Source organism: Moritella yayanosii, assembly GCF_900465055.1.
Lineage (GTDB): Bacteria > Pseudomonadota > Gammaproteobacteria > Enterobacterales > Moritellaceae > Moritella > Moritella yayanosii.
In genome coordinates, this window is record NZ_LS483250.1 from 4,326,630 (window position 1) to 4,343,449 (window position 16,820).

A 16,820-nucleotide genomic window follows, 5' to 3' on the forward strand; every position below is an offset into this window, starting at 1 on the left:
GTTATTGAGCGATCTTCTTCATGTTAATACGCAATTGAGTGCCTTAGCCCGCAGTTGTTAATGTCAAAATTACCTAGGATAAACATAATAATGAGCTGGATAGATATCTTTGTTACTTACCTTTTTTCCCTCAAATATCTTGTTTATGGACTCGCTATTATTCTATTAATAAGCGGCATTGATGATTTCTTTATTGATATTTGTTACTGGACGCGACACTTTTATCGTAAATTTTTTGTTTATGACAAACATGAATTTCACGATTATGAATGTTTGTATGACGCGCCGGAAAAACCGTTAGCCATTATGGTACCAGCGTGGCAAGAACACGGAGTGGTTGGTCCGATGGCTGAATTAGCCGCTAAGACATTAGATTATGAAAATTATCATATTTTTGTCGGTACCTATCCCAATGATCCGCAAACCCAAGAAGAAGTAGACCAAGTTTGTGCACGTTTCCCTAATGTGCATAAAGTGGTCTGCGCGCGTCCGGGCCCAACGAGTAAAGCGGATTGTTTAAATAACATAGTCGCGGCTATATTCCTGTTTGAAGCGCAGGCTAAGTTTGAATTTGCTGGTTTCATTCTCCATGATTCTGAAGACGTCGTGAGTACCATGGAGTTGCGGCTTTATAACCATCTGGTGAACAGAAAAGATCTTATCCAGCTACCTGTCTACCCATATACACGTAAATGGACCGACTTTACTAGCGGTCACTACATCGATGAATTTTCAGAACTGCACGGCAAGGATGTCCCGGTTCGAGAAGCTATCGCCGGACAGGTACCAAGTGCAGGTGTCGGCACCTGTTTTAGCCGCAGAGCCATCAGTATGCTGCTCCGAGAAGGTGATGGTATTGCGTTTGATATTCAAAGCTTAACCGAAGATTACGATATCGGCATCCGTATTAAAGAGCACGGAATGGAAGAGATTTTTGTGCGTTACCCGGTTGTGACACCTGAGCACGAGAAAGCGCATTCAATCTGGTCAGGTAAAAACCTGCGTGAAAGCAGTGTGATATGTATACGTGAGTATTTTCCTGATACTTTCAATACTGCAGTAAGGCAGAAATCCCGCTGGATTGTCGGCATCGTATTTCAAGGAATGAAAAATCATGCCTGGAGTAAATCATGGTCGATGAACTATTTCTTATGCCGAGATCGTAAAGGTGGTATTACCAACTTAGTCGGCTTTATTGCTGTGCTGGTATTCACTCAGTTAGGCCTCATCTGGCTGGTGCAAAGTCTGAGCGATGATCCTTACCATTTCCTTTCTATTTATGGCGATGAACCATGGCTGAGTATTCTGTTGAAAATTAATGCATTTTTTCTTATCAACCGGATAATTCAACGCTTTATTTTTGTTAAAGCTTATTACGGCTGGATGCAGGGATTCTTATCAATACCGCGTATGGTTTGGGGTAATATTGTTAACTTTTTTGCTAATATTCGCGCGTTACGCCAAGTCATTGAGATGGGGGATGCACGCCGTGTCGCCTGGGATAAAACCACGCATGACTTTCCCCATTTAGATGATGAACGTAGCGCGCGTAAAGCCATAGGTCAAATTTTAATTGATTTGGGCGCAATAACAGAAATACAGTTAGATAAAGCCTTAAAAGACAAACCACGAGGCCAACGCCTAGGACGTTACTTGTTAAATAACCAACTTGTGACATCTGAGAGTCTAGTCAAAGCCGTAGCAGAGCAAGCGGAAGTTGGTTATCAAAATATTGAACCTCTCAATATATCGGCTGGCCTTATTACGCTAATCAGTAAAGGTCTGGCTTGGCGTTACGGCATCGTAGCGGTTAATTATAAATCGGAACAAGGGGTCATGCTGGCAAGTGAAGAATATTTATCCCCCGTTAGCCTGGCAGCCATTAGTCGTCAATTAAAGTGTCAAGTTAGCTATATCATTACCTATCCGGGTCAGGTGCAAATAGCACTTAAAGCCTATTATAGCGGTGAAACGTTTACCGATCCTAGAGTTGGAGTAGAACGCTTCGAGCTGCTTGACAAAAATATGCAGCAGCAGGTTTGGGCGCAATATGTTGAAGGTCAGTGGTCGCTGTTAGAGATATTATCCGAGTATTGTAATATTTCTCCCCAGGTGATGAATCAAATATTAATCGGCTATGAAAAAAATCCTCTTACGTTAACTGATTACTTACTGGATAAAGAAGTAATCAGTGTGGAACAACTGGATACGGCTATTGTCATACAGGCAAAACGAGAGCCCAATCTGGCACATCTGATCACCGGAGCATTAAACGCATGCGTTTGAAATACATAATTTTGTTATTACTCATTGTCTGTAGCTCTGTCCAAGCAAAAGACAGTTTTCCCGCAGGTGACGGTTTATCTGACTACACGCAATTTCGCTTATTTCCGCATGTAGATAAAGCGTATCGGCTGACAGAGCAAAGCAGATATGCCGAAGCTGTACCTATTTGGAAAGATGCATTAAACATCTCTCCTTATAATCGCGTGGTCACAAAAGAACTTATCGCCACTTATCTTAAGTTAAAAGAGTTCCAAAACGCAGACCGTTTAATCGAGCATTATCTTAGTTTGAATAGTACTGATAATGAATTTTACGCATTACAGATCGAAGTGCTAATCGAGGCGATTGAGCAGGGTGATAATGAGGCATTGGAACGGGCTAAAGAGAAACTTAAAGATGACCGCATTGATAAACAACTGCGATTTCACTTGCTCTACGAGGCGAGTCATTACAGCTATGAACATGGCCAGAAAGACGACGCCTTAAATTTAATCAAGACTCATTTATTTCTGGACAACGCAGACTTTGTGGTCCACTTAGCCGATGCCAATATTCTGTTAAAAGAGCAGCGCTTAGAGGATGTTGAACAGTTACTCAAAGATAACCAGTTCTCCCATTCACATGCCGGTAAACAAATAAGACAAGCGCTGTTACAGGCTTATGTTGGTCGTGGTAAAGATACCCAGGCTTTACAGCAATTTTCTATTCTCAACGAGGAGCATTCATTAACCAAGGATGAAATTGACCAATGGGTTGTGTTATTAATAAAACGCAATGAGATAAGTAAAGCAGATAAGTTACTGGCACTGCAGACCGACAACTTTGATGCACAGTTTAAACGAGTTTATATCAATTTAAAAGCCGGTAGAGACCAGCAAACGAGGGCCCCCCTGAACAACGCTATTAAGTTAATTAAAACGGCAGAACAGGAACGACAGGTACTGATTTTAGCTGCCGAATTGGTGAGTAAACAAAAACAACTTTCCCTTTATTATTATGAGCATGAAGTCAAATTCAGTGAAAATACAAGTCTTTGGCGTGATACCGCCGTTAATATAGCAGAGCAAAACGACGACTATCGACAGGCTATCCAACTACTGGCTGCTAAAAAGAACCTGACTAAAAAAGATCGTCAAACAATCGCTGAACTGTATCAAAAGCAGGGTAATAGTGACAAGTATCAGCTTATCTATCAGCAGCTTAATCAAGATTATCCAACGGACTGGAAAATATTAGCAAACTACAGTTACCAGTTGATAGAAAGCGACCAGCAGAATGTTGCCTACGAGCATTTAATCAAAAGCTACCCTTTTAAAGGCGCGACTACCGTAGAAGCTGAGACATTAAAAAGTTATATGTTTGAACTGGCTTCTGGGATTGATAATAGCGAATTGGAAAGACAGTTACTGATGCTTCCAAATACCAGTTTTAACGACAGCGAACGCCAACAGTTAGCTGTGCTTTGGATGCAAGTTGGATATTGTGATAGAGCTCGAAAGTTATACAGTAAACCCTATCGCCGTAAAAATATGCTGAATCTAGGGTACTGCTTCAAACAAAATGGTTCGGTTTATGCGTACGATTACTTCATCCAAGCAGACCAGCTTAGAAGCGGTTCAGACACACAAATTGAACTGGCTTATATCGAAGCTGAATCAGGTCAGCAGCAGAAGGCTTTTGACCGCTGGTTGACGTTAACAACTGGTACTTTAGAAAATAGGCATTATCTACAAGCCGCACAAACAGCGCTATCCGTTGAAGAAATAACTCAGGCCAAGCTTTGGTTTAATCAGTATGAAAAGAATAAAGGTGAGAAAAAATTAGCGTATTGGAATTTTAAAGCCCAACTAAGTAAAAAAACAGGGGATAACACCGGTGCTTTAATTAGCCTGCAGCAGGCGCAAAAAATAGATCCCACAGCGCAGAGATTGATTCAAATAGCGGCATTACAATCACCCGAACAAGCGGTAGTCACTCGCCAACAAGCAGAACTGTTATTACGCTCAGCGTTATTAGTTGATCCTGACAATAGTCGCTTATCTCAGGAACTTGGCTATTTACTGCTAAGTGAAGATAAATCGCAAGAAGCTATTTTACACTTTGAAAATAGCCTTAAAGGCATGCCCGACAATTACCCTATGTATCAGCAGTTATCTTACCTTTATCTGCAAAATGATAATAAGGAAATGGCACAGGTTTGGTCTGGTAAAGCCACTGAAAACATGAACTATTACATCACCGAACCGGTTAATGGCGTCAGTGTCGAACAGCTTAAATTTAATAAAAGACGCTATAACGAGCAGTTAGAACGAGAATATAACCTTAATTTCGATCTCTGGTATGGTAAAAATAGCGTGCCAGCCTACTTACCTGTAGCCGCTGACGATAAAGAAAATAATTATGCCAATTACTGGCAGTTATTGCTAGAAAGTAAGCCTGATAAATTTAAAACAGCATTGGGCGACGTCGCTGTGTACGGACGTTTATTTGGACAAAACTCATCAACTCAACGAATTGGTAGTCCGAGTGGGGTTGATATGTTAGGGCTTGGTGCTCGTTTAGCCCCCTTTGCAAATCAAAGTTTTTATCTTTACGCTGAACCACAATATCATTTGGATTTAAATCAGGCGGATCTTATGGTTAGAGCCACCGCGTCTTTCTTCTCCACTGGGGAATACTCTAGTGAGTGGCATAACGATGGTAACGGCTGGACAGAGCAAGAGCTTTATTTTGATGCTGCTTACTGGAGCAAGGATGGCGTCCATGCGGTCACATCGAAATACAGTATTGGTCATAACTTTAAATTATCGAGCTCTTTTGACCAAGCATGGACAATAAAACCTTATGGTCTGTTACAGGTTTCTGGGAATGATTTAGGTGGTGTATCTAGCGTTGGCGCAGGCCTTGAATTTAATTTATGGAGCAACGGTAGTGAAACTGTGGCCTACAGCAGAAAAAGCACGGTAAAATTAGAATTTACACGCGCGTTCGAGACTTATTTGGATGATGACCATGGTATTGGTCTAACTGTGAGGCTCGCATGGTAAGAGGGATTTTGGTCAGTGTGCTGCTGCTTTTTTCTATCAATGCAACGGCGCTGGTAAAGGATAGTTGGGTATTTTATCAGCCGCAGCTGCGCGATGTCTCGGTCACTAAAGCCCAATGGCAAGTATTACTGTCTGAACTTAAGCAGTCCGGCGCGAAAGGTATAGTCTTGCAATGGACTGCATACGGAGAGCGTAGTGACTTGAGTATTAAGCAAGATGAGCAGCTTGAGCAGGTATTTAAACTGGCAGATAAAATGCAGCTAAAGGTCATTATAGGCTTATATTCCGACCCTGATTTTTTCTCTCGGATTAAGCAACCAACAGCATCGTTAAAATATTACCTGCATAAACAAAAAGTACTATCTCTAAAACAGGTCGATAAATGGCTGGAATACGTTAACTCAACCGCGTTTTCTGGTTGGTACTTAACGGAAGAAATTGATGATTATCACTGGCAGGACGCAGGTAAAAAAAACTTGTTAATGCAACATCTCACTTCGATGAAAGAGGCAATATTAACATTAACGCCAAAGCAGCCTATTTATATTTCTGCTTATATCGGCGGCCACCAATCGGCACTCAATGTGAGATCGTTATTTTCTGCGGTGTCACAGCAGGGTCAGCTTAAGGTTTTGTTGCAAGACGGTTCTGGTACACAAGCATTAACCGCAGAGCAAAGAGATTATTACTTTTCATCACTGCTAAGTTGTGAAAATGACAGTTCCCCGATTTCAGGGACTGTCTTCGAGTATTTCAGACAACAGCAGAATGTCGATGTTTTCAACGCTCTGCCACCTTCAAAGGCACAATGGCAGCAGCAGTTAAAGTCGATGGGTGGTTATTGTAACGGTGATAAATTCATCTTTTCATTACGTTACCTGCCGTATGCCCAAGGTATTTTAGCAAGTAAATCTAATTAATCGTTAACTAATTGTGCCACGATGCGACTGCAGGCTAGACCGTCACCGTAAGGGTTGTGAGATTTTGCCATTTTTTCATAAAGCGAGGGATCACTGAGCAAGGCTAAGGTAGCATCAGTAATTCTATCAATATCGGTACCGACCAACTTAACCGTTCCGGCTGTTATGGCTTCCGGACGCTCAGTGGTATCACGCATCACTAACACTGGTTTACCCAGCGATGGAGCTTCTTCCTGTACGCCACCTGAATCGGTGATAATTAAATAACTGCGATTCATTAAGTACACGAAAGGCAGGTAATCTTGCGGTTCAATTAAAAAAACATTATCGAGTCCAGATAAAATTCGATTGACCGGTTCGCGTACATTGGGGTTCATATGCATAGGATATAAGATTTGTACATCTGGTCGTGTTTTGGCAATTCTGGCGAGTGCTTCACAAATGCGTTCAAAGCCGCCACCAAAACTTTCTCGTCTGTGGCCAGTCACTAAAATTAACTTTTTCTGTGCATCTAAAAATGAAAATTCATGGTCAAGTTCAGTCGTTACCGATGAATCTCGCTGTAGTTTATCTTTAACCCATAACAGCGCATCGATAACCGTATTACCTGTTACTGTGATCCGCGCTTCAGGCACCAGCTCTTTCATTAAATTGTTTTTTGAGCCTTTCGTCGGCGCAAAGTGATAATGAGCCAGTACCCCGGTTAATTTTCTATTTGCTTCTTCGGGCCAGGGTGAGTAAAGGTTTCCAGTTCGTAATCCGGCTTCGACATGCGCAATTTTTATCTGTTTATAAAATGCAGCTAAAGAGGCTGAAAAAGTCGTGGTTGTGTCGCCATGTACTAGTACAATGTCGGGTTCAAAATCATCGAGAACGTCTTTTAAACCGGCCAGGATATTACCCGTTACATCAAATAAGTCCTGTCCAGGTTTCATTATATTTAAATCATAATCTGGGGTGATCTCAAATAAGTTTAATACCTGATCTAACATTTCTCGATGCTGCGCCGTTACACAAACCCGGCTTATTATATTATCTTGTTCAGCTAACTTATGCACCAATGGCGCCATTTTAATGGCCTCAGGGCGAGTACCAAATACAGTTAAAACTTTTTTCATATATACCCCAGAAAAATGGATGTTAAATTCATAACTTATACGCCTAATTTCAATTGCAGAAATAGCCTCTCATATACATTAATTAAAATATAGTCCAAGGATTACAGCATGAAAATATCGTGTGAAGCAACAGTTAGAGTATTTGTCTGACGCAAAGTTCCTTATCACAACCATGTTGATATAAATTGCGTTAGATCATAGCGCTCACGTTCGGTTCGTTGAACAATAGTGGTATTGGCAATCGAATTAATGGGCATTATGATCTGTGCGGGCTGTATCGCCTTGGGATTTGCTTGTTCGTTACCAACCAAGATGTACCTGACCTTTGTGCTGGTTAAACGTGAACAAAAACAATAACAAAAGGAGATTGTAAATTATGAAAGAAACGACTCGGTATTTGATAGTATTAGTCATGTTTATTGTTATTCAGGCATGTGATTAATCGTCTTCAAGCTAACAGAAAAGGCTATTTCTTCGTTATTCTCGCGGCATTTCCATCAATCAGATGTTATCTAAGCAAGAATAAATGGCTTAATCATGCAGGCGAGACGCTAGGATAGTATTGGGTATGCGCGATCGCCTTACTCTGCTATTTAAATTATCTCAGCACTAAATTTCAACGAACTGTTCAGACCAAACATCTTGTATTTCTGGCCAACCCCAGACATTGATCGATACGCCTTTGAGCACGCCTTGAAAATACAACGTCTGCCTGTGGTGCAGCATAGGTATAATCCAATGCTCTGTGATCATGGCAGTGCTAATCGATTCTAACTCGGTTAGATAATTGGTTAATGGCTGTTGCTGGCGAATGCTGATTAATTTAGCTCGCAGCCAGCTACTGGCCTCAGCAGACAGGCTTTGATTGAGTACTGAGTTGGATAACATCCAGTGAAATACCGAGGTCGGCAAATTATCGTCGAGATCCAGACTCATTAATATCAGGTCTTCCATCAGGGTATTGGCACTGGCCTTTTGTACTAACTCCTCAAAAGAATAAACATTAACCTCACACTCAAACCCCGCTTTCTGAAGTAACGCCATCATCGCCTGCGCACATTCTTTCAAAGTATGATGCTCGAATATGGCGATGGTCAGTTTGCTTGGTAAAGGCTGCACTGTTGTGCCTGCCGACATGATTTTTAGCCAATTGGAAAGCAGGTTGTATGCGGGAATGGCTTCAATAGGGTTCGCTGATTGAGCTAATTCTGCCATTAGTTTATCAGCCGCAAGCAGTTGGCTGAGGTATTTACGCTGCAATAGCGACAGCTGAGTTTTACTGTTGATTATCGCCAGCAAACAGCCATATTCTAGCCGGCTCTTTTGATCACTTTCAATGGCACTCTCTATAGCATTCTCTATAGCACTATCAATATCATCACTTCTGCTTTCTAGTTCGGGGTCTGCTATTTTTGGCTCAAGACTGTTTTTCCGCTCAAGGTGGTGAACAGCATAGTTTGAACAGATCTGACTGGTTTTGTGCACCACATTCGCTTGTATTTCCGTAGCACAGGACGAGCTTGTTTGTGATGATGCGACTTGCCAAATAGTCACGGTATCGGTAAGTGCGCGATGACCATAATAGTTGTCGTACGCCTGCAATCGCAAGTGCTGTTGTGTGTGTTCTTGTACTCGAAATGCACCACTGCCGACGATAGCCGCAGTTGCGTTAAGTGGCGAGTGTGGCTGCGATGTCAGTTGAGAGTAAGGCTGAATAGAATATTTTACATCAGCAATGAGTCCAGAAAAACCTGGATCTGGTTGATCTAATTGAAACTCGACACACAGTGGATTTACCGCGGATATATGGGTGACATGCGCCAGTTCTGTCTGGTAAGTCGCAAGCTGTTTTAGGCGATTAAATAATTCCGCTATCTTCTCGGCATTAATGGCACTGCCGTCATGAAAGGTCAGAGCAGGGCGCAGATAGAATCGCCAGCGCTGTAATTCTGCGTTGTAAACCCAATGGTGGGCGAGTCGCGGGCTGATAAGGCCATTTTTATCGCACTGTACTAGGCAGCAATATACCTGACGTACCAAGAAACGTTCGCTGTTTCTTAACGCGATATGCGGGAGTAGGGCAGAGAAAGAACGCGCATAAGTCAGCTGAATGTGTAAACGCCCTTCACGCTGTACCGCTCCCGAGGTGTTTTGCAGCAATTGCCCAAACAGTACTTGGTTATGGTCGATAAGGATTAATGCTTTCTCGTATTTGCCAACGGCAATCATCTGCTGTGCCAGTTCTGCTTTCAGTTCATCGACAGCATAAACCAGATAGAGCCGAGAACGTTGATTACGTCCCGCCTTTGGTGTCCATTCTAACCAGCCTAAATCACGCATCTCGTTTAACAAGGTGCGGCAATGTCGGGTGCTGGTAAACATCACTTCAGCCACTTCTTGCAGGGTGATGGCAATGTCTTGTTTAACGCCAAGCTTACTTAACCGAGAGAAATGCAGAATTTTTTTATCGTTGTTCAAAACAGGCACCATATTATCACCGCTACTTCCTCGTTTAGTTCACAAACAGGGTTAAAAAGACATTACAGCCAAGGTTACGACTTTAACCGGAAGTAAACAATATAATTAACTCTGTTTTTTGCTTCCGGTTATTAGGTGATACTTAACGCATCGTTTAAGCAAAGAGTAAGCGCTTAAATAACATGAAAGAACAAGCGAGGAATAAACATGTTAGAGACAATCAAAACAATCTTATTGAATACGTCAGACTCTTTATCTGGTAATGGCTCAAGCAGGGCGCTTGCTGAGTATTATCAGTCTCGGTTGCAAGCAACTAACAGTGTTGTTGAAGTAGAAGCCATTCTGAGCATGAACACGTTAATGGCATTCAATGAGCAGGAAGAACTGCCAAGCGAACAATCAACATGAGAATCGAGCATGTGGCGATTTGGTGTAAAGATCTGGAACAAATGAAATGCTTTTACACGCACTTTTTTAATGCCAAAAGTAATGATAAATATGAGAATTCGAGCAAAGGGTTTCGCTCTTATTTTATGACACTAGCAGATGGCCCGCGAATCGAGTTGATGCAAATGGATTCGGTGTTGATATCTGCAGCCGATGTGTATCCGCAGTTCACCGGACTGGCTCACATTGCATTTTCTGTTGGTACTGAAGCAAAGGTCGATGAAATGGCTGCGACCTTTATCGACCACGGTTATGAGGTGCTGGATGGTCCACGTTGGACTGGCGACGGTTACTATGAATGCGTAGTGTTAGATCCAGAATGGAATCGAGTAGAGATAGTGGTTTAGTAATGACTCGTTTTTGATTCGCATAAATACTGATGCTTAGGGGCGGGGGGAGCTGAAGTCCGAAATATTTCTGCGGATCATTTTTTGAGTCCTCTAATTAGTTTCTGGCAAAATAAACAAAGATAACAATGCCTTTTACTGCATATTAACCACCATGGAGATCACCTAATAACATCGATGGAGATCACCCAATAACCTCAATCAAGATCAGCTAATAACATTCATGAAGATCACTTTTACCCTGAAATGTTATTGAGTGATCTCCATGAATGTTATTGGACAAACTTGCTTTTTTCACTGCCCTGTAGGTGTATTTAACCGTTATTCTGTTCATTTTGATGAAGGGAATGACTATGCCAACGGCACCTATATCTATGCGTAAATTAAAAGAGATCCTTAGACTCAAATACGGTTGTTCACTGAGCCATCGTCAAGTCGCTAAAAGTTTATCTATCTCCCCCTCAGTGGTATCTCGTTATGCCAATCGAGCAGCCCAAATGGGGATCACCTCATGGCCGTTATCTGAGGAATGGGATGATGTGACTCTTCATCAAAAATTTCTGCACACTACCGTCAAAACCAATCCCCAAATCACCACCCCAGATTGGTCGGTGATCCATCAAGAACTCAAGCCAAAAACAATGACTCTGCAATTACTATGGGAAGAATACAGAGAACGAAATAACAATAAATTCTATAGTTACAATCACTTCTGCCGGCTATATAAGAAATGGCTTGGTTGTCAAAAACCATCGATGCGACAACAGCATAAGGCGGGTGAAAAACTATTTATTGATTACTGTGGGCCGACGATGAACATTATTGATCCTACAACCGGTGAAATTAAAACGGCACAAATTTTTGTTGCCGTGATGGGTGCCTCTAATTACACCTATGCAGAAGCCACGTGGACCCAAGGTCTAGAAAATTGGGTGATGAGCCACGCTCGCTGTTTCACCTTTTTAGGCGGTGTTCCTGAGCTCTTGATCCCAGACAACTTAAAAAGCGGTACAACCAGATCGTGTCGCTATGATCCCGATATTAACCCGACGTATTCACAGATGGCTGCGCATTATAATACGGTCATCGTGCCGGCTCGCCCTTATAAACCCAAGGATAAAGCCAAAGCTGAAGTGGCTGTACAGATCGTAGAGCGCTGGATCATGGCCGCATTGAGGCATGAAGACTTTTTTTCTTTGCGACAATTAAATATCCGGATCGAAGAATTGCTACTTGAACTCAATCAACGGGCCATGAAAGTGCATCCTGGTACGCGTCATTCACAATTTATTGCCATTGATAAGCCAGAATTGAAACCCTTACCCCTTGAACCGTATATCTATACCCAAGTGAAAATGGTGACTGTACATATCGACTATCACATTGATATAGAAAAGCATTATTACTCTGTACCGCATTCACTGATAAAGAAAAAACTCGAAGCGCATATTACCGGTGAACTCGTCACAGTATACCATCAGGGAGAGTGTGTAGCGGTGCATCCTCGTTCTCACAAGATTGGTGGACACAGCACGCTTGATGCTCATATGCCTGTTTCACATCGAAAACAAGGGGAATGGTCACCGCAACGATTTGAGAAATGGGCGCAAGATATTGGCCCAAAAACAGAAGAGCTCGTCACTCTGTTAATGCAAGAAAGGCCACATCCTGAGCAAGCTTACCGCGTTTGCTTAGGATTGCTTGCGCTAGGTAAACAATACACAACACCGCGCTTAGAGGCTGCATGTGGACGCGCTTTACATACAGGAATAAGAAGATTAGCGGGTATCAAATCTATTCTTAAAAAAGGCCTAGATAACCAACCACTACCTGAACAACAGTTAGATCTATTAGCAGAAATAGAGCACAACAATGTGCGTGGCAATACGTATTATCATTAAGGGAAATGGAATGAAAACAATTTATAATCAACTGACTACGCTTGGTTTGTCCGGCATCAAAGACGCCCTCACATTACAGACGGAACAGCCGACGCATTACCGAGAACTCGCGTTCGAAGAAAGGCTAAGCTTACTGCTTGATAATGAGCTTAACGCACGTTCACAACGTAAAATAGCGCGCTTAACACGGCAAGCTAAATTCAGAGTTCATGCTGGCATAGAGCAGTTAGATTATCGTGCCAAGCGCAACCTGAATAAGTCACAGATCCGAACCTTGGCGCAGGGCGAGTGGTTGCGATTACATCAAAATATATTGATCACCGGGGCAACAGGGTGTGGCAAAACATACCTTGCCTGTGCCTTCGGGCATCAGCATTGCCAACAAGGGCAAAGCGTATTTTATTTTAGGCTGAAAGAACTACTCGAAAAAATGTTTTTTGCACAGGCTGACGGAACCTATCGAAAACTGATAGGAAAGTTAACCAATGCAGATTTACTGATCTTGGATGATTGGGGACTGGAGCCATTAAATGCACAGCAACGAAGCGATTTACTTGAACTGATTGATGCCCGATATGACAGTAAATCGACTTTAATTGCCAGTCAATTACCGCAAGAACATTGGTACAAAATGATCGGAGAATCGACGCATGCTGATGCAATTCTGGACCGACTGGTACATGGCTCGATAAAGATAGAATTAGAGGGCGAATCAATGCGAAAAATGACCAATAACTTGACTGATGGAGATCACTCAGTATAAATTAAACCTAGCTCTACAGACGGAGAAAAAAGTGATCTCCATGAATGTTATTGAGCGATCTCCTTCATGTTAATACGCATTTACATTGCTTCTGGTCTAGATCTTCGATCCATTAGAGTATTTAGGCTTTTTCGTCTTGTGCGAATACTTAAATTATTTAAATATAAACAAGCGTATGCAGAAGCACCAACTGAAACCGTATATTTAACGCTTAATGTTGATGATGTAATCCCGACTAAACTGATCAAATACCAAGACATGTAGATTACAGTACTGACTGTCTCATTATATATCACAATTATCTGGGATTGGATCTTCTCGTCCTTGATTAGACTCCAGAACAGCAAGTATGGAATTATGTCGGTGCTCTGATGGACACCAGTATTCAGTATATTCATCAGGTTTTTATGGGTCGTATTCATGGTAAACGCACGATATTACATGCAGGTTTTAGTTGTGTAAACAATTGAGATGTAAGTGTATGTCAGCACTTTATGTGGAGCGTTGCTGTGAATTTATCGGCCAATATGATTTTTACTATTTTGGTGAGATCTGTAAGATTAGTCTCCATTTACTAACCAAGATCAACACATAGCCAATCAGTCAATCTTCACTCTCGACATTAAATTTTCGCCAAGGATAAAGTAGTCTCATCTTGGCTCTCCATGTAATAAAAAGGATTAAATGCGGTTGTTTTATTTGGCATATTAACTCGCCATTTCTATTTGTAAGTACCAGTGATATTCATATTTAATAAGTAATGATAAATGATATTATTTTAAATCATCTATGAATAATCTAAGGATAGATTATGTCAAATCAAGTCATTGTAAAAAATACGGAATTTCAATTTAACATTCGATCTTTTCATCCAGAGACGGATTTTGGCTGGAGTGGGTTGAAATTTGAGAGGGATAATCGTGGTTTTTCGAATTTTCCTAGTGGAAGGGGTAAATATTAGAGGTGTCTTATCTCCCAAGGGGAGTGCAAACTCTGCGTTTGTGAAAGGGGTTCCTAATGGTGTTAGCCATTATACAATAAAGGGTAAATACGGAGGCGTTAATCATGCTATGCCTGGTTCTCCTGAATTACAAAAAAACTTTGGTTTTTCATATGTGCCAACACTCGATGTTAATTATCAGATTAAAGTGAGTTTAGATAGAGCTAAAAGACATGTTGATAGCAAAGGGCAATCAGTATTTTTAGGCGTGCACGTTCGTAAAGGCGCTGCTCCCGTAAGTTTAAGTCTTAATCTTAATTACCCTATGATCGCGTGTGCTGTAAGATTACCAATCGATGATGATGGTAATTTTGAAGGGACTATTGGTGATGAAATTACACGTAGAAGTGATTCAGATACAAAACTAACATATCAGAAAATTGAAGTATGGAATCAGAAGTTTTTACAAATTTATCCTAACCATGGTCATTGTATGGCATTAGAAAAAGCGAGCTTAGACGGGTTTTTTCAATGATTAAAAAGATAAATAAACACAATAAAATGAATGTTTTCTCTATGCTATGCCTTTTAACTTTGAGTCTGTTTATGGTTGCATGTGATGAAACCCCACCAAGAGACCCTGAAATGTACATTATCCCCGATGGATATATTGGAACTTTTCATATCGTTTACAATGTCACCAACGGACAACCTAAGAAAATGCAAGATGGTTTTAGGGTATATGAAATCCCTGAGAATGGTGAATTGAAGTTGCTAACAGATCGTTATACTACCAATTTAGATGATATTCCTGAAAATACGAAAAACCAAAGTACGATTTATGGAGGAAGCATGGGAACCAGCAAATATTCTTTTCTTCCTTGTGTACTTGAGAGTCAGACATTTATTGTTGGAATCAAGAAAGATATTTTAGATGGGGTAAATAATTTTGAATTAGGGGATAGGGCTGTAACCAGAACAATTAATTGTGCAGGAATGGAAGGCAACGAACTTTATTACCCAGATTTAGAACCATAGAGTCTCAGCAATAACGTATGCGATGGTGACTATAGCTAGAATTCTACCTTGTGCTCACAGCCCTTACCTACCAAGCCAAAAAGCAAAAAGGCGGGCATGACTATACCCATATCAATGCTCGCCTTTGTTAGCTTAAATACGCAGTTCTAGACATACATATTTAATTACTAATTGATTATTTACCGAATACGTTGTTTTCTTGCTCAAGTACACGGATAAAGGTAGTCCGTTTACTTATCTCTTTTATGCGACATTTCGTATAAAAAACATTATCGTAATTAAGTGAGTTGATGAGAGTTTACCTTATTCAACGCTAGGTGCAATTCCGCGCCAGTTAAAAAGTTTTTATGTCATGGTAGAAAGTTTAATATGCACCCCCCCAGAAGGGAACTACATTATCCTTTCGAGGGGGCTTTTTAATTTGGTTTTCACTGTATTATGTCTACAGATAAGCAGAAGGAAGGTGTGAATAATGAAAAAGTTAATTTATATCGCATTGGCATGTGTCAGTGTGTTGGCAATAGTAATTGTAATTCGTTCTATGGGTGATAACAGCAGCAAGAGGCAAGATTATTACTCTGAAGTTATATTGACGTTATTTAGCATGAAGACCAGCAGTGATTTTATTATTAATTTACCCGATAGCGGATCAGGCGTTAAACTGACAACGATAATTGGCTTAGGGACGGCAGAAGGTAAAGCGCAGGGCAATTATCACGTAGATGAAGAACGTGGTGAGGTATTGTTAGACTTCATGCACATCAGTGTTTTAAGCCCAACGACATCTGACAATTTAATGTATTTTGCCGCACCATTCAGTGTCAGCAATCAAGGCAGTGGTGTATTTACTTATATTGGCTTGTTTGAACAAGATCTTGATAACCAAACCATACGACATTTGGATTCTTATTTTATTGGCGACCGTATTCGGCTTAATGAGATGGGTATTTATGGCTCGAATATAGAGTTGTCATTCAATCAGCATGGTGATAAACAAGCGTATGCAGAAGCACCAACTGAAACCGTACACTTAACGCTTAATGTTGATGATGTAATCCCGACTAAACTGATCAAACATCAGGACATGTAGGTTACAGTACTGACTGTCTAACGATGTTACATGTGTGTTTTAGTTGTGTAAACAATTGAGATGTAAGTGTATGTCAGCACTTTATGTGGAGCATCGCTATGAATTTATCTGCCAATATGATTTTTACTATTTTGGTTAGGGCTGTAAGATTAGTGTCCATTTACCAACCAAGATCAACGCATCCCCAATCAATCCACCTTAACGCTCGACATTAAATTACTGCTAAGGATAAAATAGTCCTATCTTTGTTTTAAACAGATTCTTCTTTAATAAGGTATTACCATGAACGTTTATCAGTGTTGTGACAAAATCCGTGAACTGTATGCATTAATTGGCAGTGGCGATCAGGGTTATATTCCAAAAGCGATTGGCTGTGCGATTAAAGCGTTAAACGATACATTTCTCTAGGGTTAGAATTTACGGGACAGTGTGTGAATGAAGCAAT

At 41.0% G+C, this 16,820-nt stretch carries 15 protein-coding genes; 13 read left to right on the plus strand and 2 right to left on the minus strand.

Features of this window, described 5'->3' with window-relative positions; translation table 11 throughout:
• The first annotated feature begins 90 nt into the window (after positions 1-90).
• The 3 genes from MORIYA_RS20225 to MORIYA_RS20235 are packed head-to-tail and all read left to right on the plus strand — an operon-like array spanning position 91 to position 6,253.
• Positions 91-2,286 carry a glycosyl transferase family protein gene (locus MORIYA_RS20225; RefSeq protein WP_112718190.1) on the plus strand — a complete coding sequence of 732 codons (2,196 nt, stop codon included), beginning with the start codon at positions 91-93 and terminating at the stop codon, positions 2,284-2,286.
• Positions 2,277-5,333: an NfrA family protein gene (locus MORIYA_RS20230; protein ID WP_112718192.1), complete on the plus strand. Its 3,057-nt coding sequence runs from the start codon at positions 2,277-2,279 to the stop codon at positions 5,331-5,333. The genes MORIYA_RS20225 and MORIYA_RS20230 overlap by 10 nt, the downstream gene beginning before the upstream one ends.
• Positions 5,327-6,253 carry a DUF4434 domain-containing protein gene (locus tag MORIYA_RS20235; RefSeq protein ID WP_112718194.1) on the plus strand — a complete coding sequence of 309 codons (927 nt, stop codon included), beginning with the start codon at positions 5,327-5,329 and terminating at the stop codon, positions 6,251-6,253. Before MORIYA_RS20230 ends, MORIYA_RS20235 begins: the two co-directional genes overlap by 7 nt.
• On the opposite strand, the gene wecB is transcribed toward MORIYA_RS20235, so the two are convergent.
• Positions 6,250-7,371, minus strand: coding sequence for a non-hydrolyzing UDP-N-acetylglucosamine 2-epimerase (wecB, locus tag MORIYA_RS20240; protein WP_112718196.1), 1,122 nt, complete (start codon positions 7,369-7,371; stop codon positions 6,250-6,252). The two genes, MORIYA_RS20235 and wecB, sit on opposite strands and share 4 nt — an antisense overlap.
• Before the next feature lie 234 nt (positions 7,372-7,605).
• Here wecB and MORIYA_RS21655 point away from each other — a divergent pair, with 234 nt between their 5' ends.
• A complete protein-coding gene (locus tag MORIYA_RS21655) occupies positions 7,606-7,728 on the plus strand; it encodes a hypothetical protein (protein ID WP_269461263.1) in 123 nt (40 codons plus the stop codon).
• Between the two features lie 252 nt (positions 7,729-7,980).
• Here MORIYA_RS21655 and MORIYA_RS20245 read toward each other — a convergent pair whose 3' ends face one another.
• Positions 7,981-9,861, minus strand: a complete 1,881-nt coding sequence (locus MORIYA_RS20245; protein WP_112718198.1) for an SgrR family transcriptional regulator — start codon at positions 9,859-9,861, stop codon at positions 7,981-7,983.
• A gap of 195 nt (positions 9,862-10,056) precedes the next feature.
• On the opposite strand from MORIYA_RS20245, the gene MORIYA_RS20250 reads away from it, so the two are divergent.
• The 9 genes from MORIYA_RS20250 (at position 10,057) to MORIYA_RS20285 (ending at position 16,783) form a co-directional block, all read left to right on the plus strand.
• On the plus strand, positions 10,057-10,257 hold the full coding sequence (locus MORIYA_RS20250; protein WP_112718200.1) for a hypothetical protein: 201 nt from the start codon (positions 10,057-10,059) through the stop codon (positions 10,255-10,257).
• On the plus strand, positions 10,254-10,643 hold the full coding sequence (locus MORIYA_RS20255) for a VOC family protein (RefSeq protein ID WP_112718202.1): 390 nt from the start codon (positions 10,254-10,256) through the stop codon (positions 10,641-10,643). Before MORIYA_RS20250 ends, MORIYA_RS20255 begins: the two co-directional genes overlap by 4 nt.
• Before the next feature lie 353 nt (positions 10,644-10,996).
• Complete coding sequence (istA, locus tag MORIYA_RS20260; RefSeq protein WP_112712098.1) at positions 10,997-12,544, plus strand: IS21 family transposase; 1,548 nt, start codon at positions 10,997-10,999, stop codon at positions 12,542-12,544.
• A gap of 10 nt (positions 12,545-12,554) precedes the next feature.
• Positions 12,555-13,307 carry an IS21-like element helper ATPase IstB gene (istB, locus tag MORIYA_RS20265; RefSeq protein ID WP_112712100.1) on the plus strand — a complete coding sequence of 251 codons (753 nt, stop codon included), beginning with the start codon at positions 12,555-12,557 and terminating at the stop codon, positions 13,305-13,307.
• A gap of 138 nt (positions 13,308-13,445) precedes the next feature.
• Positions 13,446-13,571, plus strand: coding sequence for a hypothetical protein (locus MORIYA_RS21660; protein ID WP_269461252.1), 126 nt, complete (start codon positions 13,446-13,448; stop codon positions 13,569-13,571).
• 656 nt (positions 13,572-14,227) lie between these two features.
• Positions 14,228-14,782 carry a hypothetical protein gene (locus tag MORIYA_RS20270; protein ID WP_232011694.1) on the plus strand — a complete coding sequence of 185 codons (555 nt, stop codon included), beginning with the start codon at positions 14,228-14,230 and terminating at the stop codon, positions 14,780-14,782.
• Positions 14,779-15,285: a DUF6843 domain-containing protein gene (locus MORIYA_RS20275; RefSeq protein WP_112718204.1), complete on the plus strand. Its 507-nt coding sequence runs from the start codon at positions 14,779-14,781 to the stop codon at positions 15,283-15,285. Before MORIYA_RS20270 ends, MORIYA_RS20275 begins: the two co-directional genes overlap by 4 nt.
• A 472-nt stretch (positions 15,286-15,757) precedes the next feature.
• The gene (locus MORIYA_RS20280; RefSeq protein WP_112718206.1) at positions 15,758-16,375 is read left to right on the plus strand and encodes a hypothetical protein; all 618 of its coding nucleotides are present in this window, start codon (positions 15,758-15,760) and stop codon (positions 16,373-16,375) included.
• A gap of 282 nt (positions 16,376-16,657) precedes the next feature.
• Positions 16,658-16,783 carry a YaeP family protein gene (locus MORIYA_RS20285; protein WP_232011695.1) on the plus strand — a complete coding sequence of 42 codons (126 nt, stop codon included), beginning with the start codon at positions 16,658-16,660 and terminating at the stop codon, positions 16,781-16,783.
• Positions 16,784-16,820 lie beyond the last annotated feature (37 nt).